Consider the following 18,774-nt stretch of genomic DNA (forward strand, 5'->3'; position numbering starts at 1 on the left):
GTAAATAAATATAACCATATTCGGCAAAAAAAACAAGCAAACCACGTCTGTTCTGACAGCGAACGTAGTAGGATGAAAAAGAACAAAAATACAGACGGTTTCGACCCTTAGTAGCTGAAGAATGGTAATTGCTAACATCGATCCTGATGCACGATCTCTCCTGCTGGAAAAAGCCAGTGGTAAACAAAATTGTTGACTGGTTGAGACTGGTAAAGTTAGTTTACCACCGGAGAGGCGCTGGAAGAGCCTGCGCCGCTGATTGGGGTGGAAGCCCTGACCAAACTGGAGGAGAATTCATGAAGAAGACCCTGACGAGCCTCGCCGTGGCCGCCAGCCTGCTGGCCGCACCCGCGGTCGCCGCTGACAAGCTACTGCTGAAAACCCCGATCGCATTCTCGACGGAACTGCCGGGCCTTGGCTCGCCGATCCCGCGCGTGGCCGAGCAGCTGGACCTGATGTCGGGCGGGACGCTGAAGATGAAAGTGTACGAGCCAGGCAAACTTGTTCCGCCGTTCGAAATCCTTGACGCCGTTTCCACCGGCAAGATCAATTCGGGCTACACCACTGCTGGTTACTGGGCAGGTAAAATTCCGTCCGCGCCGCTGTTCTCGGCCGTTCCGTTCGGCCCCGAGGCTGGCGAATACATGGCGTGGATGTACTATGGTAACGGTCTGAAACTGTACCAAGAGATGTACGATCAGGCAGGTTACAACGTTCACGTTCTGCCTTGCGCCATCATTGCCCCGGAAACCTCGGGTTGGTTCGCAACCGAGATCAACTCACCCGAAGACCTGAATGGTCTGAAGATGCGTTTCTTTGGTCTTGGCGGTAAAGTGATGCAGAAACTGGGCGTTGCAACCTCGCTGCTGCCGGGTGGTGAAATCTTCCCCGCGCTGGAAAAAGGCGCCATCGACGCGACCGAGTTCTCGATGCCTGCCATCGACGCGCGTCTGGGCTTCCACAAGCTGGTGAAATTCAACTACTTCCCCGGCTGGCACCAGCAAGCGACCGTGTTTGAACTGCTGATCAACAAGGACGTCTGGAATGAATCCAGCGATCAGCACAAAGCGATCATCGAAAACGCTTGTAAGGCATCAATGGCGGATAGCTTTGCCGAAGGCGAAGCCATTCAGCACGCGGCTCTGATCGACAACGTTGAAAACAACGGCGTCACCATCAAGCAATGGTCGCCCGAGATGCTGGATACGTTCCGTGCAACCTGGGAAGAGGTTGCTGCTGAAGAAGCTGCCAATGACGCCTTCTTTGCACAGGTTCTGGCCGATATGGACGAGTTCCGTGACGGCTATGACCTCTGGAAAACGAACGCTTTCCTCCCTCGTCAGTAACCTCCCTCACTGACGATGCCGGGGCGGTCGAAACCGCCGCTCCGGCCCATTTCCTTCTTATTCGGAATTTCTAACCAATCACTGCCCGCACGTCGGGCTGCTGAGCGAGGAATGACCATGGACAGCCAAAAGAACCTCAACGATCCGGTCGAAGCCTATGAAGGCATCCTGGAGCACCCCGAGACAGACCGCCAGAAGATTGCTGTCGCCATCGACACTGGCGTCAAGGCGGTAGGCCATGTGGTCATGTGGGCAAATGTGCTCCTGATAGGAGCGATTTTCTCTCAGGTCTCGCTGCGCTACCTGTTCAGCCAGAACTATCCCAAGCTGGATGAGATCCAGTGGCATTTCTACGGCATCGTCACGATGATCGGTATTTCCTATGCCTTGATCACGGACAGCCATGTGCGCGTTGACGTGCTGCATATGCAACTGTCGCGCCGCGCGCAGCGGGTGATAGAGGTGATCGGCATCCTGACCCTGTTGACCCCGTTCATCTATCTGATGATCGATCAGGGGTATGATTATTTCTACGAGAGCTTACGTGTCAACGAACGGTCGGACAGCCCCACGGGTCTGCCGGCACGCTGGGCATTCAAGGCGGTAATTCCCATCAGTTTTGTTCTTCTGGCTCTGGCCGCGTTGGCACGGCTGATCCATGACGGGCACGCGTTGCTGTATGGACCGGAGACCGAGCGCGAAGGTGCATCGCTGCGCCGTATCCTGCTGGTGCTGGCGGTCTTTGCCGCTGTCTGCGTCGGCCTGACTTTCCTGGTCGAAACGACCGAGGAAAAACTGGTCATCGCGATGTTCCTGACCTTTATCGCGCTGTTGTTCACCGGCTACCCGGTGGCTTGGGTTCTGGCCGGTGTGGGTGTCGCCTATTGCGGTCTGGCCTATCTGTTCGACAACGATCTGATGCTGTGGACAGGTCTGGAAGGAACCCTTACCGGGCTGGATTACCTGACCCTCGGCGCGGTCGTGAACCGGGTCTATGCGACCATGTCCAACGCGGTTCTGGTCGCGCTGCCAATGTTCATCTTCATGGGCCTTATGCTGGACGAATCCGGTGTGGCCGAGCGTCTGATGTCTTCAATGCAGCGTCTCTTCGGCACTGTTCGCGGTGGTCTGGCGATCACGGTGACCCTGATCGGTATCATTCTGGCGGCCTCCACGGGCATCATCGGTGCATCCGTGGTGCTGCTGGGCGTGCTGTCGCTGCCCTCGATGATGCAGCAGAAATATCAACCGACACTGGCGGCTGGCGTGGTTTCGGCATCCGGTACGCTGGGCATTCTGATCCCACCGTCGATCATGTTGGTGATCATGGCCGACCAGATGGCCTTGTCGGTTGGTGACCTGTTCATGGCCGCTGTTTTCCCCGGTGTGATCATCGGCGGCCTGTACCTGACCTATATCTTCATCCTTGCGCTGGTAAAGCGTGATGCGGCGCCCGTGCCGGAGGGTGCGAAAGCCCCCGACTGGGCTGCCGTCAAGGACGTGATGATCGCCGTCATCCCGACCCTGATGTTGATCCTGGCCGTGTTGGGTTCGATCTTTGCCGGTTTGACCACGCCGACCGAAGCCTCGGGCATTGGTGCCTTGGGTGCGACGCTGCTGGCACTGGGTTATCGCAAGCTGACCTTCACCAAGCTGTGGAATGTGTTGGTGTCGACCTTCAATACCACCGCGTACATCTTTGCGATTTTCCTGGGTGCGACCGTGTTTTCGTATGTCCTGCGTGAACTGGGTGGCGACGAACTGATCGAACACGTGGTTCAGTCTACCGGCTTTGGGGCCAATGGTACTGTCCTCTTCATCCTGTTCATCGTCTTCCTGCTGGGGTTCGTGCTGGACTGGATCGAGATCACGCTGATCGTGCTGCCCCTGATGCGCCCCATCGTGAACGGGCTGGGCATCGACATCCCCGGCTTTGGCGTACTGGATGAACCGGCGCTGGTCTGGTTCGTGATCCTGGTCGCGGTGACGCTGCAAACCAGCTTCCTGACACCTCCGGTCGGCTTCGCTCTGTTCTATCTGAAAGGCGTCTGCCCGCCCGAGATCAAGCTGACGCATATCTACAAGGGTATCATCCCCTTCGTGCTGCTGCAGCTGACCGGTCTGGCGCTGGTCTTCCTATGGCCGACCCTTGCCACCTGGCTGCCTTCGGTCGCCTATTAAGGAGCTGTTCCGATGCGTCTGAACCAATGCCATAACTTCCACGACTTCCGGCGGCTGGCCAAGCAACGGCTGCCGGGGCCGATCTTCAACTACATCGACGGGGGTGCTGATGATGAGGTGACGTATCGGGAAAACACCAATGCGTTTGACCGCTGCGACCTGCTGCCCTCGGTTCTGCGTGGTGTGTCTTACGTGGATATGTCCGTCACGGTAATGGGGCAGAAACTGGACATGCCGGTCTACTGCTCGCCCACCGCTTTGCAACGTCTGTTTCACCATCAGGGTGAACGCGCCGTCGCGGCAGCGGCCGAAAAATTTGGCACCATGTTCGGCGTGTCCTCGTTGGGCACCGTGTCTTTGGAAGAGCTGCGTAAAAAACACAAAAACCCGCAGGTCTATCAGTTCTATTTCCACAAGGATCGCGGTCTGAACACGGCAATGATGCAGCGCGCCAAAGAGGCGGGTGTCGAGGTGATGATGTTGACCGTCGACAGCATCACCGGCGGCAATCGGGAACGTGATTTGCGCACCGGTTTTTCGATCCCGTTCCGGTTGACGCTGGGCGGAATGATCCAATTCGCGATCAAGCCGATGTGGGGCATCAACTATGTCACCCACGAGAAGTTCCGCCTGCCGCAGCTGGAGGAACATGTGGATATGGGCGGCGGTGCCAGCTCGATCGGAGGCTACTTCACCGACATGCTGGACCCGTCGATGAACTGGGACGACGTGGCGCAGATGGTGCGCGACTGGAACGGTCAGTTTTGCCTCAAGGGCATAATGACCGTCGATGATGCCAAGCGGGCCGCCGAGATCGGCTGCACTGGCATCATCCTGTCGAACCACGGTGGCCGCCAACTGGACGGCTCGCGCACGCCTTTCGACCAATTGTCCGAAATTGTGGACGCGGTTGGCGACAAGCTTGACGTTATGATGGACAGCGGTATTCAGCGTGGCACGCATGTTCTGAAAGCGCTGTCGCTGGGCGCCAAGGCGGTCGGTGTCGGTCGGCATTACCTGTATCCGCTGGCCGCAGCAGGGCAGGCGGGTGTTGAACGTGCTCTGGGCCTGATGCGGGCCGAGATTGAGCGCGACATGAAACTGATGGGCGTCACTAGCATCGACCAACTGAACCGCGAGAATATACGTTTCCGCACCACCTAAACCGGAAAGAAGGCTGCCATGATTAATGATGAACTGATCCGGCATTTTCGTTCCATCGTTGGGTCGCGCCACGTCCTGACCGGAGAACGCGCTACTGAACGGTTCCGTCGCGGTTTCCGCTCGGGCGAGGGCGAGGCGTTGTGCGTCATTCAGCCCGGCAGCCTGCTGGAACAATGGAAAGTGCTGCAGGCCTGCGTGGCCGCTGACAAGATCGTCATCATGCAGGCCGCCAATACTGGCCTGACCGAGGGCTCGACTCCTTCGGGTAGCTATGACCGCGAAGTGGTGCTGATCAACACCCGCCGCATGGATGCTCTGGTGCCGCTGAACAATGGCGAGCAGATCGTCAGCTTTCCCGGTGCCACGCTTTTTGCATTGGAGAAAATGCTTGCCCCGCTGGGGCGAGAGCCGCATTCGGTGATCGGGTCGTCTTGTATCGGCGCGTCGATTGTTGGTGGCGTGTGCAACAACTCGGGCGGATCGTTGGTTGAGCGCGGGCCGGTCTATACCGAGCTTTCGGTTTACGCGCAGATCACTGAAGCAGGCGAGTTGGAGCTGGTGAACCATCTGGGCATCGAGCTCGGCAACACACCCGAAGAAATTTTGACCAGCCTGGATGCCGGTAAGTTCGACCGCAACCCGGGGGCAACGAACAAACGCGCCTCGGCCAGTGATTATGCGCAGATCGTACGGGACGTGGATGCCGAAACTCCGGCGCGGTTCAATGCGGACAAGGCCAAGCTGTTCGAATCCGCCGGATCGGCTGGCAAGATGGCAGTCTTTGCCGTGCGCCTCGACACCTTCCCCAAGAACGAAGCCGAAAAGGTCTTTTACATCGGCAGTAACAGTCCGGACGATCTGGCCGCGTTACGTCGGCATATCCTGTCCGAGTTCAACTCGCTGCCGGTTTCCGCCGAATACATGCAGCGCGAGGTATTCGACATCACCGCGGGTTATGGCAAGGACACGGTTGTCATGATCGACAAGCTGGGCACTGACCGGCTGCCAATGTTTTTTGCCTTGAAGGGTGCGGTCGATGCGCGGCTGCGCCGCATCCCGTTCTTACGCAACTTCACGGACCGGTTCATGCAGGCGGCTGTCTCAATCTGGCCGCGGGTTCTGCCGAAACGGATGGTCGAGTTCCGCGAACGCTATGAGCATCACCTGATCCTGAAAATGAAGGATGACGGCATCGCCGAGGCCAGAGATTGGCTGCCCGTACTCCTAAAGGGCCGGGATGCAAATTTCTTCGAATGCACCGCGCTTGAGGCCAAGATCGCAGGTCTGCACCGCTTTGCCGCGGCTGGTGCCGCCGTGCGCTATATGGCGATCCACGCGAATGAGGTCGAAGACATTATCGCTCTGGACGTCGCGCTGCGCCGCAACGATCAGGATTGGCTGGAGAAATTACCGCCCGAGATTGAAAGCCAACTGGTTCACAAGCTGTATTACGGCCATTTCATGTGCCATGTGATGCATCAGGACTACGTGGTCAAAAAGGGTGCCGATCCAAAGGCGCTGAAGGCAGCGATGCTGGAACTCTTCGATCAGCGCGGCGCGGAATACCCGGCTGAGCACAATGTTGGGCACCTCTACAAAGCCAAGCCTGATCTGGCGGCGCACTACAAGTGCTGCGATCCGAGCAACTCGTTCAACCCAGGCATCGGCAAGATGTCCAAGGCCCGGAACTACGGCGAAGACAGTGCCTCCTAGCTGGTTTTGCGAGAAATGGCCGATTGCCGTTCGATCAATCGCGCCTCAAGCTGTTCCGACCCCGGCCTTTTCTGTTCCGATATCCAGTTTGCCAGAGCGACTGCCGCGCGTTCGCCCATTTGGGTCACGGGCAGATGCACCGTTGTGATGGAGGGTACTGCTGCGGCGGAGCTAGGCAAATCGTCAATCCCGACCAGTGAAACATCGCCGGGCACGGAAAGGCCTTCGGACTGAAGCCCAAACAGGACACCAAGCGCGACGACGTCCGACAGGCTTAGAATGGCGTCCGGCTTCTGAGGCAGGGCGCAAATCTGTCTGGCGATCTCAGCCCCTCCCCGGTGGCTGATACCTGTCTCGAATGTTGTCAACTCACCGGCCATGGGCAAGGCGCGCAAACCGGATAGGCGTGCCCGGGTCCGGTCATTGTCATGTGTGGGGCCATGCACAACCGCGATGTGTTGGTGACCCAGATTGATCAGATGCTGCAAGGCAAGTTGCGCTGCGCCCGCGTTGTCATATCCGATGGTCGGCAGCGGGTTTTCTGCATCGTAGAAAGAGGTGATGATGGTCGGCAGCATTGTCCGCTCGATCAGATCATGAAACGCAGCGCTGTGGGTGGCACCGGTGATGATCAGACCTTCGGCCCCGATATCCACCAGGCTTTTCGCTTTTTCGGCCTCGATATCCGGGTCCGAGTCGGTTGTGGCCACAACAAGGGACAGCTGGTGTTCAGACAAGGTGCGTTCGAGTGCTGCAAGGAAGCGGGCAAAGATCGCATTGTCCAGAGTGGGCACCAACGCTCCGACAAACCGGGTCCGTCCGGAATTGATCGCCCGCGCGGCGGCGCTGGGAACGAATTTAAGCTGGGCAATCGCGGCCTGAACCTTTTCCAGCGTGTCTTTCTTTACCACGCCGGGCTCATTCATGACCCGAGACACCGTGGCGACCGATACGCCCGCGACTTTTGCTACATCTCTGAGATTTGCTCGTTTTTTAGGCTCAGGGGCTTTTTGCGTCACCGGTTTTCGCATCCGTGTTGCTGATCTTTCAGGAAAGAGTTGACATATGTAACTAGTTTCAGCAAGTTCTGTAACTAGTTACATAGCAAGAATCTGAAACCACCATGCAGGAATCTTCGGTCTTACATGCGTTCACGAATACCGGGCTGGACAGTCCCGGCCGCCGGTTTCCGGGGTTCCCAAAGGCCTCGGGCACGCGGACGCACAAGCTGGCCCCGCGAGAGACGGTTCGGCTGACAATGATGCCTGGGGACTTGCTGTCGCTTGAAGGCCTCGGCTCGGGTCAACCGCTGGAACTGGCAGTGTTCACCGAGGACGGGCAAGCCATGCATGAAGCTTTGGGTTTGGCGGCAAACACACAGATCAATTGCGCTGATTTCGACAGCGCCGGTTTTACCGGCTGGATCGAGGCGCAGAGCGGGGGGCTACCCGTTACCGGTCACCAACTGCGTCAGACCGCCGAACCGTTGATCCTGCGAGCGGATCAGAAGGTAACCGTCTGGGCCATCCGGCCCGTGGCGGTTGCGGCTTTGATCAAGGGCGCAAATTCCGATTGCGTCACCGTCCGACATAAACCTACAGCTTCGGGCGGTCCGCATTTGCCCCCTCTGCTGGGAGACACGCGGGATGAATTCACCGTGCCGCGGGGCAGTGCGATCGCCTATGAGCTTAAGGCAGGGGAATTCGTCCAGATCATCGATGTCGAGGGGCAGCAATGCTCTGACTTCATGGCGCTGCGGTCCGATGGTTTGGACCGGGGAGACGAGTGGATGATCGACTCGACCGCTACCCGGTCGATGGTGCGACGCGCCTACCCCGGCCCCGGTTTGCTGGATAAGTTTTTCGACCGTGAGATGCGGCCCTTGCTGAACGTCTTACAGGATACTTGCGGGCGGCATGACACATTTGGTCTGGCCTGCACCGCGCGCGGTTACGAGGAGCGGGGCTTCCCCGGTCATCTGAATTGTTCTGACAACATGTCGAACGCATTGGCGCCTTATGGCGTAGCGCGGCGCTCGGCGTGGCCTGCGATCAACTTCTTCTGGAACACATGGATCGACCCGGCAACGCATCACATTCTGACCGAGGAATCCTACTCGCGGCCCGGAGACTATGTGACCATGCGCGCGCTTGAGGATCTGGTCTGCGTCTCAACCGCCTGTCCCGATGATATCGATCCGATCAACGGTTGGAACCCGACCGATGTGCATGTGCGCATCTACCGCGCCAAAACACCGATCCGCCGCGCGGTTGCCTATCGTGAAAAGGAAGATGCCCCCATGTCGATCAGTCAGGAGTCCGCCTTTCACGACCGTCTTGCCCCGCTGACTCAGCATTTCGCCCCAGCGCGCGATCTGTGGGCACCCGTCAGCTACCCTGCTCATGGTACTTTGGGCGAATACTGGGCCTGCCGTGAAGCTGTGACGGTGCAGGATATGAGCGGTCTGCGCAAGTTCGACATTGTCGGCCCGGATGCCGAGGCGCTGATGCAACTGGCCACGACTCGCAACGTGGCGAAACTGCCGGTCTGGCGCGGGTCTTATACTTTGATGTGCGATGATAGTGGCTCGGTCATCGATGATGGCACCCTGTTCCGCCTTGCGCCAGAGATTTTCCGCTGGTGTTGCGGGACCGAAGAAAGTGGGCGGGCGCTGCAGGAACTGGCCGATGCGCACGGCCTGCAAGTGCGTGTCCATGCGTTGCGTGGCGCGATGCCAAACTTGGCTATCCAAGGGCCGAAATCGCGCGAATTGCTGCGCAAAATCGCCTTTACGCAGCCGCACGTGCCATCGCTGGACCATCTGAAATGGTTTGGTGTCACCGTCGCGCGACTGAACGACCGCGAGGGCGCGCCTTTCATGTTGTCGCGCTCGGGCTATACCGGGGAATTGGGGTACGAGATATTCTGCTCCAAATCCGACGCGGTTGCGATCTGGGACGCGGTGATGGCCGCCGGTGAGGAATTCGGGATCACCCCGATGGGCTTGGCCGCGCTGGACATCATCCGGATCGAGGCCGGTTTGGCCGCGGCAAACGCTGAATTCGCACCGGGCGTGGATGCGTTTGAGGCCGGGTTGGGCTTTGCCGTTGACCTGACTAAATCCGACTTCACCGGAAAGGCCGCCTTGGAACGCAATGCGCGCGAGCCGCGCCGGGTGCTCAAAGGGCTGTTGATTGGCTGCGATGATCTGCCCCGACATGGTGCCCCGGTCTTTGCGGGTGAGCGGCAGGTGGGTGTGGTCACCTCGGCCACTCGCTCACCGATGCTCGAACACGCGATTGCAATGGCAAGGCTGTCGGTCGAACACGCGGATAACGGCACCCAACTGGAGATCGGCCAGCTCGACGGACGGATGAAACGCCTGAAAGCCACCGTCTCTGACATTCCATTCATAGACCCGCAACGCAAGCGGGCGCGCGCCTGATGCGCATGTAACTCAACGCTATGGGAGAAGACCTATGAAGAAACTCACATTGACCGCAACCTTGGCCCTGACTTTGGGCGCAACAACGGCGATGGCACAAGAAAAGGTCATGGTGGGTGAGCCCAGCTGGCCCGGCGCCAAGATCATGAGCCGGGTGATCGGTCAGGTTATCGAAACCCGTCTGGGCGGTGAGGTCGGTTATGCCCCCGGCGCCAATGCGGTGATCTTTGCCGCCATGGACGGCGGGCGCGGGGACATTGACGTGCACCCGGATGTCTGGCTGCCGAACCAGTCCTCGTTCACGGATGAATATGTCGATCAGAAAGCTACCGTGGCACTGTCCTCTGGCAGTTATGAGGGCCGTGCCGGGATTTGCGTGCCGAACTACATGGTCGATGATCACAACATCAAATCCATCTACGATCTGGCCACGCCAATGGCGCAAGAGCTGTTCGACTCGGATGGTGACGGCCTGGGAGAAGTGTGGGTTGGTGCATCCGGCTGGGCATCGACCAACACGTTCAAGGTACGGGTGCGGGACTACGGGATAGAGACCTTTCTGACGCCGACCACCGAAGATGAAACCGTGTTCTACTCTCGGCTGAAGGATCAGATCGACCAGCAGAAAGGCGCGGCCTTCTACTGCTATGCGCCGCATTACGTCCATGCGTTATATGACGTGACTATTCTGGAAGAGCCCGAGCATGACGCGGCTACCTACAAAATGGTGCAGCCGGATCAGGACGCGGACTGGTACAATAAATCTCATGTCAGCACTGGCGAGCCGGTCAAAACCGTGACGGTTGCGCATTCGAAATCGCTGGAGCAGCGCAACCCGGCGGCGGCTTCGTTCTTAGCCAATATCGACATGGATGCGGGTGAGCTGAGCGGTTTGACCTACGAGGTTGTGGTCAAGGGCCGTGACACCGATGAGGTCGTGGCCGAATGGATCGCCGCCAATGGCGACACGATCGACGGCTGGCTGGGCTTGACCACCAACTAAAGCCGATTTGCCCCCGGGTTTCCGGGGGCACCACTCAACACAATCAACAGCGGTGGGGCCAATATGACAGCGGAAATCGCAATCGATGCAAAAGGCGTTTGGAAAGTGTTCGGCGCACGCTCGCAAGAGGCTTTGAACGCAATCCACAGTGAAGGACTGAGCAAGGCCGAGGTGCTGGATCGCTTCAACTGCGTTGTTGGCGTGGCCGATGCAAGTTTCGAGATCGAACGGGGTGAGCTGTTCTGTGTCATGGGCCTGTCAGGCTCGGGCAAATCAACGCTGGTGCGCCATGTGAACCGTCTGCTGGAGCCGACCGATGGTCATATCTATCTGGACGGTGATGATGTGATGGGCCTGAACGATGAGGGCCTACGCGACCTGCGTAACCGCCGTGTCGCCATGGTGTTCCAAAACTTCGGCCTGATGCCCCACCGTACTGTGCGTGACAACGTAGCGATGCCACTGGAAATCCGTGGCACAGGCAAAGCCCGTCGTTGGGAAGAAGCCGACCGGGTGTTGGAACTGGTCGAGCTAAACGGCTGGGAGGACAAATACGCCCATGAACTGTCGGGCGGGATGCAGCAGCGCGTGGGTTTGGCCCGGGCCATCGCTGCTGACCCGGAGATTTTGCTGATGGATGAGCCGTTCTCGGCGCTCGACCCACTGATCCGCAAGCAGTTGCAGGATCAGTTCATGGATCTGAGCCACAAGCTGAACAAGACCACAATGTTCATTACCCATGACCTCGACGAAGCGATCCGCATCGGCCATCGCATTGCGATCATGAAGGACGGGCGCATCGTGCAGATCGGCACACCGGAAGAGATCATCCTCAATCCCGCCGACGATTATGTGGCGGATTTCGTAGCGGGAATCTCCAAGCTCAACATGATCTTCGCTCATGCGGTGATGAAACCGGTCGACGAGTTCGAAGCGCATCACGGCGAAGTGCCCGACGACGCGAAAGAGGCCCATCCGGATATGGATCTGTCAGATTTGATGAACCTTTGTGTGGACGGCCACGGTGTCGTTGCGGTTACACAGGACGGCAAGACCGTGGGTGTAATCAACCGTGCGGGCCTGATCCGTGCGATTCAAGACAGCCAGGCATAAGGGGACCGCTATGAAACATGTTGATTTGCAACAGATCCAACCGGAAACCGCCGACCACCTGAATGGCTTGATCGGAGATTTCGTCGGGCAGGGACAGTCCTACTACCAGAAGACCTTTGCCTATATGATGCAGGCGCCAGGTTATCGCTTTACGCTGAACAAGGCGGCAGCGCTTCTGGGGCCAATCTGGTTTGGGGCCAGGGGGCTCTGGTCGTGGTTTCTGGGGTTCCTGCTGCTGGAAACGCTGGCCTATATCCAGATCGGACTTGGCCTGTTTGGCGATCTGGGACGGGAGTTCCGCGAACGGGCAGAGCAGATTGAGCAGACACTAGAGTTGCGGCGTCAACAAATCGCGGCGGCAGAACAATCCGGGGCGGCGTCGCTGGAGTCCCTGAAACGTGCGGCAGAGTCGCTGGAGGGTGCCTTGGCCGGGGCGCAGGACGCAGCCAAAAGCGCGGACTCAACCGGCCTGACCTATCTCGCAATCGGGATCGCCCTGCTGCTTGCAGTCAAGTTTCTGGCGGCCTCGCTGGCCAACTGGACGCTCGAGGGGCAGTTCGCACGCTGGCGCTCGGACCCGAGCGTTGCGCATGGATGGTCGTTGCCCCGACTGATCGTTGCCTCGGCCTTGACCGGAGTGGTCGTGATCCTGTCGATGATCAAGTTTGCGCAACCTGATGCCCTGGCAGTGCTGAAGACCTTTCCGACAAACCGCGACTGGCGTCTAAACGTAGGCGACGGCGTGCAGGCAGTGTTCGAATGGACCAAAACTGCCGGTCGCGGCTTTTTCGACGGGCTGACTTATGGAATGCGCACCCTTCTGGATTGGATCGAGGTGGTTCTTGTCGATACCCCCTGGCCAGTCGTGGCGCTGGTGATCATCATGCTGGCCTACCTGTCTGCCGGAGCGCGCGTGGCGATCTTCACCGGGGCGGCGCTGGCCTATCTGGGATTGCTGGATTTCTGGGAAAAGGCGATGACCACGATTGCGCTGCTGGGGGCGGCGGCGCTGATCTCGATTACGTTAGGCATTCCGCTGGGTATCTATTGTGCCCGTCGTCCGCGTGCCTTTGCCATCGTGCGGCCCATTCTGGACTTCATGCAGTCGATGCCGTCCTTCGTCTATCTGATTCCGGTGGTGGCATTCATCGGGTCGGGCAAACCGGCGGGCGTGGTTGCCACCATGATTTTCGGCAGCCCTCCGGTAATCCGTTTCACCGTTCTGGGCCTGCAACAGGTGCCCGAAACCGTGCGCGAGGCTGCGATGGCATTCGGCGCTACACCACGATACCTGTTGTGGCGCGTGGATCTGCCGCTGGCGCACAAGACCATCATGGCGGGTGTGAACCAGACCATTCTGATGTCGCTGGCCATGGTCGTCGTTGCCTCGCTGATCGGAGCCAAGGGGCTGGGCGAAGATGTGTTGGAGGCGTTGCAATATGCGGCGGCGGGGCAAGGCATTCTGGCTGGTTTGGCGATCCTGTTTTGCGCGCTCATTCTTGATCGGATCGTAGCCGGTAAGAGATAGTGCTTAACGGGGTGCGGAATCAACAACGGGATTTCAGCACATCCACGGCCTCGTCAAAGGTCTGCACATTCTCTTCGGCGCGGGCGGACAGGTGCGCCCCTTCCAGCAGCGCTAGCGCCGCGCGAGCTTCCGAGGCCGGATGTGCAACGCCTGAGATCGACTTGTCTGTAACTCCGAGTGCAAAGATCGCCTCGATCCGCCCCGCCATCATAGCTCGGAAGGCTTTGATCTTTTCGATGACCTCGTCCGACAGACTTTCGCGACTGCTGATCAGCGACACACACAGGCACAGGGTTTTGCCGTCGTTCAGGGCACCCCGGTATAGCCGGATCAGCGCTCGCAAGCGTTCGGACCCGGTGTCGTGAGTGGCTTCGATTTCCCGGCACTCTGCCTCAAGCTTCGCATGGTATCTGTTTATCAGCGCGGCGGTCAGCGTGGCCTTGGTGGAAAAATGATAGTGGACCGACGCTTTGCGGATGCCGATGGCCTCGGCCAGATCAGCATAGCTGAACCCGTCAAACCCGCGCGCGCGGGCCGCGCGTTCTGCAACATCCAGCAAAGCGGTTTTGGTGTCGGTGACCATGCTGCTTCATGCCTTTTCCGTTTCGATGCGGGCCTTTTAGTCCGTCAGACAGCAGCCCCGGTTTTTTATGCCCCGAACAAGCGAATCCAATCACCTAGACCTGCGGTGCGCGGGCATAAGGTAGGTGCCCGGTTTTCATCCAGACCTTCGCTCCATCTGGGCCAGCTATGGCCGACAGAGCTTGGTCTTGGGGCAGACGTAACCAACCATTCTTTTTCAGTAGGTCGCCTTCGGTGGTGATCGACCCGTCGATAACCAGCAATTCAATTCCACCAGGTGCGTTGGAAGTCAGGGCCGCGCCCGCGTCCAGGTGGCTATAGGTGACCTCTTCGCGAGTGTCCTTGTGCAGGATCGCAGTGGCTACGCCATTCACCGGGGCGGCCAACTCATCCTCCATTGTTTTGTGAAACTGGGTGCGGTCATCCATGTCGAACTGCCAGAGTTTGACGAAGATGGTGCAGCCGGGTTCTGAACCCGGCGTATGATGGCTGGTCGGCGGGTTGCGCACATAGGTCCCGGCAGGGAAATCGCCGTGTTCGTCCTGAAATACGCCGTCCAGCACGATGAACTCCTCACCCCCCGCATGAGTGTGGGCCGAGAACTGACTGCCCGGTGCAAAGCGCACGATGGTGGTGGCGCGGGCGACCTCGCCCCCGATCCGGTCCAACATGCGCCGATCCACGCCCGTCATGGGCGAGGCTTGCCACTCGAGCTGATCCGAGTGAACAACGACGCGGGAAGAGAAGTCCGAGTTGAGTTCCATGGAAACGATCCTTTCAGCTGAGAAGGGCAGAGGTCAAAACTCTTGGACAGAAACACTGATTGTGTTACCTATCTACTGATAGGTAGGTAATTTGGCAACCATAGCAAATGTATTGTTCATGTGCCTCACGGGGATTTTAGATAAGCGAGCTTCAAGCCCCTCGTATCTCAGTTGCCAAAAAATCGATCAACGCCCGTATCCGAGCGGTCAGATGGCGGTTTTGCGGATAGGCGGCATAGAGGCCGACGGAAACAGCTTCCTGGGTTTCGAAGATCAGTTGCAGTTTTCCAGCGTTCAAAAACGGCCGTGCAGTGTACAGGGGAATGCGTCCGATCCCCAGCCCATCGGCAGCCATATGGGCCACGGCGCGTGGCGAGTTTGCGCGGAAACTGCCGGAAACCGGAACCGAATATTCCCCGTCCGCGCCCTTAAAGGTCCAATGGACGATGTTGCTGCCGGTGGTCTGCAACAGGCAATTGTGAGAGGCCAGCGCTGCGGGGTCTTTCGGGGTTCCGAATTCCGCCAGATAATCCGGCGACACACAGCACACGACCCGCATGTCCATGAGCTTGCGCGCCACGAGGTTTGAATCTTTCAGGACACCAAACCGAATAGCCAGATCATAGCCTTCCTCGACCATCGGGACATGGTGATCCGACAGGTGCAGTTCGATCGAAACTTTGGGATGCAGGATCTGGAACGGTTTCAACAGATGGATCAGTTCCGCGGACCCGAACCCGGTTGGTGCGGTGATCCGGATAGGGCCAGCGAGTTCGGATTGGCGCTGCTGGACAAGGCCTTCCAGTTCATCAAACTGCTCCAACAGGGGCAAGCAGCGTTCGTAATAGGCGCGCCCGGTATCGGTCAGGGTAACGCTGCGGGTGGTGCGGTTGAATAGTTGCGCGTTCAGGCGGTCCTCCAACTGGCCGACATACTTGCTGGCCAGCTTGGTGCTGATGCCAATCTGCCGCGCGCCTTCGGTAAAGGAAGAATGCGCTGCCACGGCCGCAAAGGCTCTCATGCCCTGGATGGTGTCCATTGTCTACACTGCGTTCATAGTAATTCATCAGATAGGTATATTATCGCCTTGATGAAATCAATTTATGTCTGGTGCTCAGATGCTGATCCTCAGCCGAACCCCTTCAGTCAGAGAAAGAGCTACCAGATGTCCAATACCATCCGAATTCACAGTTTCCCGCTATCCGGCCATGCCCACCGCGCAGTTCTGTTCGCCAGCCTTGCCGGCATCAAGCACGATGTCATCGATGTTGATCTGGTCGGTGGTGAACATAAAGGCGACGCGTTTCTGGCGTTGAACCCCGCGGGGCAGGTGCCGGTACTGGAAGACGGTGACGTGGTTGTCAGCGACAGCAATGCCATCCTGGTCTATCTGGCCCGGAAATATGCACCATCTTACCTGCCAACAGATCCGGTGCTTGAAGCCGAGGTACAAAAATTCCTGACCCTCGCGGCAGGCGAGATCGCCTTCGGCCCTGCCGCCGCGCGGCTGATCACCGTTTTCAATGCGCCGCTGGACGTGGATTTCACACATGCCACCGCCGCCAAGGTTCTGGGCAAGCTGGACGCGCATCTGGAAGGGCGGGACTGGTTGGTCGGCGACGCGCCTACCATCGCGGATGTCGCGATCTACAGCTACACCGCGCACGCGCCCGAGGGCGGCGTGTCGCTGGAACCCTATGCAAATGTTCGTCGCATGCTGACCAATGTCGAGGCGCTGGACGGCTTTGTCCCGATGCCTCGCACGGCGGCTGGTCTCAACGCCGCCTGACCCCAAACTTGTCCGGTTGCGCCTCGGCGCAACCGGTCCCTGTTCGAGACAAGTGAGGTCCGCCATGAATGTTTCTACCACCGTTGATAGATCGCCCTTTCATGCAGGTGAGCGAGCCATGCAGTCGCGCGTGGGGAAACGGGAAAAGATCGAAAAAACGGGTCGGGGCTTTATCCGTCCCTATATGCCAGATCAGCATCGGGAATTCTTTGGTCAGCTCCCATTCATCGTTCTGGGCAGCGTCAATTCCGATGGTTGGCCTTGGGCGTCGATGGTCTCGGGCAGACCAGGGTTTGTCGGCTCGCCGCATGAACGGCAGCTTGACGTCAAGGTCCGACCGTTGGGTGACGATCCGCTGGATGCTGCATTGCAAACCGGCGCGTCGATCGGTGTGGTGGGATTGGAGCTGTCCACGCGGCGGCGCAACCGCATGAATGCCACAGTGCGTCTTGCCGATGAGGGCGGCTTTTCACTGGACGTGGTGCAGTCTTTTGGGAACTGCCCACAGTATATTCAAACCCACGATGTGACGTTTGTTCGAGAGCCCGAGGTCGATATCGTCCGTCCCGCCAGCGATCGGTTTTCAGCGCTGGATGCGCAGGCTCGGCATATGATCTCTACCGCCAATTCGTTCTATGTGGCAAGTTCCGCCGATACGCCCGAACACTCAGGCGTGGACGTGTCGCACAGGGGCGGGCGCCCGGGTTTCGTCAAGGTCGAAGGCAACAGCCTGCTGGTGCCAGACTTTGCCGGTAACAACTTCTTTAACACGCTGGGCAATTTCCTTGTAAACCCACGGGCAGGTCTGCTGTTTCCCGATTATCGGACCGGCGATCTGCTGATGCTGACTGGAACCGTTGAGGTTCTGGGTGAAGACCATCCCGAAATCGCAACGTTCAACGGTGCAAGCCGAGGCTGGTGGTTTCATCTGCACCACGGGCTACGCATCCACGATGCGTTGCCGTTCCGGGCCGAGTTTTCGGAGTTTTCGCCCAACAGCCTGATGGCCGATGACTGGAAGTCCGCCGAATCCCGGCGAAAAGCTGAAATGCAGCGTCACCAGTGGCGATCTCTGCAAGTCTCCTCGGTGCGCGATGAAAGCGAGGCGATCCGGTCCTTTACGCTTGTGCCTAAGGACGGTTTGCCCCTGTTGCCTTTTGAGGCGGGGCACTTCTTGACGGTCCGCGTGCGGCCTGATGGCAAGACGCCAGTGACCCGCACCTACACAGTGTCCTCTGCTCCGGGCGATTCCAGTTACAGGATTTCGGTCAAGCGCGAGCCCGGCGGCGCCGTGTCGAACCACTTGCACGACATGCTTTCAGTCGGAGCCCTTGTAGAGGTCCAAGCCCCCAAGGGTCAGTTCTATCTCAACGCGGCCGAGCCCCGCCCCGCCGTTCTGTTTGCCGGAGGGGTCGGTATCACGCCGATAATGTCAATGATGCGCCACGTCCTGAACGAAGGTGTACGGACCCGCCACACCCGCAGGCTAACCGTATTCCACGCAGCGCAGACCGTGGCTCAGCGGGCCTTTCATACGGACTTGCGCCGGGCCGAGGCGAGTAGCGACGGCAAGATCCGCTATGTGTCGGTCATCTCGCGGCCCGAACAGGGCAAGCAGGCAGGGGTGGATTTTGATGCCGCAGGCTACATCACACCCGCGCTGATCCGCGACACGCTGCCCTTGGATGACTACGATTTCTTTCTCTGCGGCCCGCCGTCCTTCATGCAAGCCGTCTACGATATGCTTTGCGAACTGGGCGCAAGGGATGATCGGATATTCGCCGAAAGCTTCGGCCCGGCGGCGTTGAAACGGCGTTCGGATGATGGTGCCATACCCAAACCGCAGCCCGAGGCCGAGGCGGCCCAGGTTACCTTCAAAGCCAGCGGGCACAAGGCGTATTGGGTGAAAGACGGGCCGACGCTGTTGGAAACGGCTGAGGCACAGGGGCTGGAGCCATCTTTCTCATGCCGCTCGGGCTCTTGCGGCAGCTGTCTGACGCGCAAAATCGCAGGAAAAATCGCCTATCGCACCGAGCCGACGGCGGATCACGCCGAAGACGAGGTGCTGATCTGTTGTGCTGTACCTGCTGAAGGAACAGACGAGGTGATATTGGATCTTTAGCCCGAGCTTGCAGAAAGGGTACGG

Annotated in this window: 14 protein-coding genes; 10 read left to right on the forward strand and 4 right to left on the reverse strand. The window is 58.7% G+C overall.

Annotated features, from left to right (window positions below):
* Positions 1 to 296: 296 nt before the first annotated feature.
* From AC2FEE_RS03850 to dld, 4 genes are all read left to right on the forward strand, one after another.
* Positions 297 to 1,346 (forward strand): TRAP transporter substrate-binding protein, encoded by a 1,050-nt coding sequence (locus AC2FEE_RS03850; RefSeq protein ID WP_496863169.1) that lies wholly within the window; start codon positions 297 to 299, stop codon positions 1,344 to 1,346.
* 111 nt (positions 1,347 to 1,457) lie between these two features.
* Positions 1,458 to 3,527, forward strand: coding sequence for a TRAP transporter large permease subunit (locus tag AC2FEE_RS03855; RefSeq protein WP_496863170.1), 2,070 nt, complete (start codon positions 1,458 to 1,460; stop codon positions 3,525 to 3,527).
* Between the two features lie 12 nt (positions 3,528 to 3,539).
* Entirely contained in the window at positions 3,540 to 4,691 is a 1,152-nt protein-coding gene (locus tag AC2FEE_RS03860; protein ID WP_496863171.1) for an alpha-hydroxy acid oxidase, read from the forward strand.
* 18 nt (positions 4,692 to 4,709) lie between these two features.
* Positions 4,710 to 6,404, forward strand: coding sequence for a D-lactate dehydrogenase (gene dld / locus AC2FEE_RS03865; RefSeq protein WP_496863172.1), 1,695 nt, complete (start codon positions 4,710 to 4,712; stop codon positions 6,402 to 6,404).
* On the opposite strand, the gene AC2FEE_RS03870 is transcribed toward dld, so the two are convergent.
* Positions 6,401 to 7,435 carry a LacI family DNA-binding transcriptional regulator gene (locus tag AC2FEE_RS03870; RefSeq protein WP_496863173.1) on the reverse strand — a complete coding sequence of 345 codons (1,035 nt, stop codon included), beginning with the start codon at positions 7,433 to 7,435 and terminating at the stop codon, positions 6,401 to 6,403. The genes dld and AC2FEE_RS03870 overlap by 4 nt on opposite strands.
* A 92-nt stretch (positions 7,436 to 7,527) precedes the next feature.
* Between AC2FEE_RS03870 and AC2FEE_RS03875 the strand changes: the two genes are divergently transcribed.
* The 4 genes from AC2FEE_RS03875 to AC2FEE_RS03890 all read left to right on the forward strand — a co-directional run bounded on the left by AC2FEE_RS03875 (position 7,528) and on the right by AC2FEE_RS03890 (position 13,493).
* Positions 7,528 to 9,849, forward strand: a complete 2,322-nt coding sequence (locus AC2FEE_RS03875; RefSeq protein ID WP_496863174.1) for a DUF1989 domain-containing protein — start codon at positions 7,528 to 7,530, stop codon at positions 9,847 to 9,849.
* Between the two features lie 34 nt (positions 9,850 to 9,883).
* On the forward strand, positions 9,884 to 10,852 hold the full coding sequence (locus tag AC2FEE_RS03880) for an ABC transporter substrate-binding protein (protein ID WP_496863176.1): 969 nt from the start codon (positions 9,884 to 9,886) through the stop codon (positions 10,850 to 10,852).
* A gap of 63 nt (positions 10,853 to 10,915) precedes the next feature.
* A complete protein-coding gene (locus AC2FEE_RS03885; protein WP_480591571.1) occupies positions 10,916 to 11,965 on the forward strand; it encodes a quaternary amine ABC transporter ATP-binding protein in 1,050 nt (349 codons plus the stop codon).
* A 10-nt stretch (positions 11,966 to 11,975) separates the two neighbouring features.
* On the forward strand, positions 11,976 to 13,493 hold the full coding sequence (locus tag AC2FEE_RS03890; RefSeq protein ID WP_496863177.1) for an ABC transporter permease: 1,518 nt from the start codon (positions 11,976 to 11,978) through the stop codon (positions 13,491 to 13,493).
* Between the two features lie 19 nt (positions 13,494 to 13,512).
* On the opposite strand, the gene AC2FEE_RS03895 is transcribed toward AC2FEE_RS03890, so the two are convergent.
* The 3 genes from AC2FEE_RS03895 to AC2FEE_RS03905 form a co-directional block, all read right to left on the reverse strand.
* Positions 13,513 to 14,076: a TetR/AcrR family transcriptional regulator gene (locus AC2FEE_RS03895; RefSeq protein WP_496863178.1), complete on the reverse strand. Its 564-nt coding sequence runs from the start codon at positions 14,074 to 14,076 to the stop codon at positions 13,513 to 13,515.
* 94 nt (positions 14,077 to 14,170) lie between these two features.
* Complete coding sequence (locus AC2FEE_RS03900; protein WP_496863180.1) at positions 14,171 to 14,839, reverse strand: cupin domain-containing protein; 669 nt, start codon at positions 14,837 to 14,839, stop codon at positions 14,171 to 14,173.
* A 151-nt stretch (positions 14,840 to 14,990) separates the two neighbouring features.
* Complete coding sequence (locus AC2FEE_RS03905) at positions 14,991 to 15,878, reverse strand: LysR family transcriptional regulator (protein WP_496863181.1); 888 nt, start codon at positions 15,876 to 15,878, stop codon at positions 14,991 to 14,993.
* A gap of 126 nt (positions 15,879 to 16,004) precedes the next feature.
* Here AC2FEE_RS03905 and AC2FEE_RS03910 point away from each other — a divergent pair, with 126 nt between their 5' ends.
* Entirely contained in the window at positions 16,005 to 16,628 is a 624-nt protein-coding gene (locus AC2FEE_RS03910) for a glutathione S-transferase family protein (protein WP_496863182.1), read from the forward strand.
* 118 nt (positions 16,629 to 16,746) lie between these two features.
* The gene (locus AC2FEE_RS03915) at positions 16,747 to 18,750 is read left to right on the forward strand and encodes an FAD-binding oxidoreductase (protein ID WP_496863184.1); all 2,004 of its coding nucleotides are present in this window, start codon (positions 16,747 to 16,749) and stop codon (positions 18,748 to 18,750) included.
* Positions 18,751 to 18,774 lie beyond the last annotated feature (24 nt).

This window comes from Ruegeria sp. YTSC199, from assembly GCF_059609725.1.

Coding starts and splice junctions, on each gene's coding strand:
- AC2FEE_RS03905 (WP_496863181.1), bottom strand. CDS start 15,878: ATGGACACCATCCAGGGCATGAGAGCCTTTGCGGCCGTGGCAGCGCAT.
- AC2FEE_RS03890 (WP_496863177.1), top strand. CDS start 11,976: ATGAAACATGTTGATTTGCAACAGATCCAACCGGAAACCGCCGACCAC.
- AC2FEE_RS03895 (WP_496863178.1), bottom strand. CDS start 14,076: ATGGTCACCGACACCAAAACCGCTTTGCTGGATGTTGCAGAACGCGCG.
- AC2FEE_RS03900 (WP_496863180.1), bottom strand. CDS start 14,839: ATGGAACTCAACTCGGACTTCTCTTCCCGCGTCGTTGTTCACTCGGAT.
- AC2FEE_RS03885 (WP_480591571.1), top strand. CDS start 10,916: ATGACAGCGGAAATCGCAATCGATGCAAAAGGCGTTTGGAAAGTGTTC.
- AC2FEE_RS03850 (WP_496863169.1), top strand. CDS start 297: ATGAAGAAGACCCTGACGAGCCTCGCCGTGGCCGCCAGCCTGCTGGCC.
- AC2FEE_RS03880 (WP_496863176.1), top strand. CDS start 9,884: ATGAAGAAACTCACATTGACCGCAACCTTGGCCCTGACTTTGGGCGCA.
- AC2FEE_RS03875 (WP_496863174.1), top strand. CDS start 7,528: ATGCAGGAATCTTCGGTCTTACATGCGTTCACGAATACCGGGCTGGAC.
- AC2FEE_RS03860 (WP_496863171.1), top strand. CDS start 3,540: ATGCGTCTGAACCAATGCCATAACTTCCACGACTTCCGGCGGCTGGCC.
- dld (WP_496863172.1), top strand. CDS start 4,710: ATGATTAATGATGAACTGATCCGGCATTTTCGTTCCATCGTTGGGTCG.
- AC2FEE_RS03915 (WP_496863184.1), top strand. CDS start 16,747: ATGCAGTCGCGCGTGGGGAAACGGGAAAAGATCGAAAAAACGGGTCGG.
- AC2FEE_RS03870 (WP_496863173.1), bottom strand. CDS start 7,435: ATGCGAAAACCGGTGACGCAAAAAGCCCCTGAGCCTAAAAAACGAGCA.
- AC2FEE_RS03910 (WP_496863182.1), top strand. CDS start 16,005: ATGTCCAATACCATCCGAATTCACAGTTTCCCGCTATCCGGCCATGCC.
- AC2FEE_RS03855 (WP_496863170.1), top strand. CDS start 1,458: ATGACCATGGACAGCCAAAAGAACCTCAACGATCCGGTCGAAGCCTAT.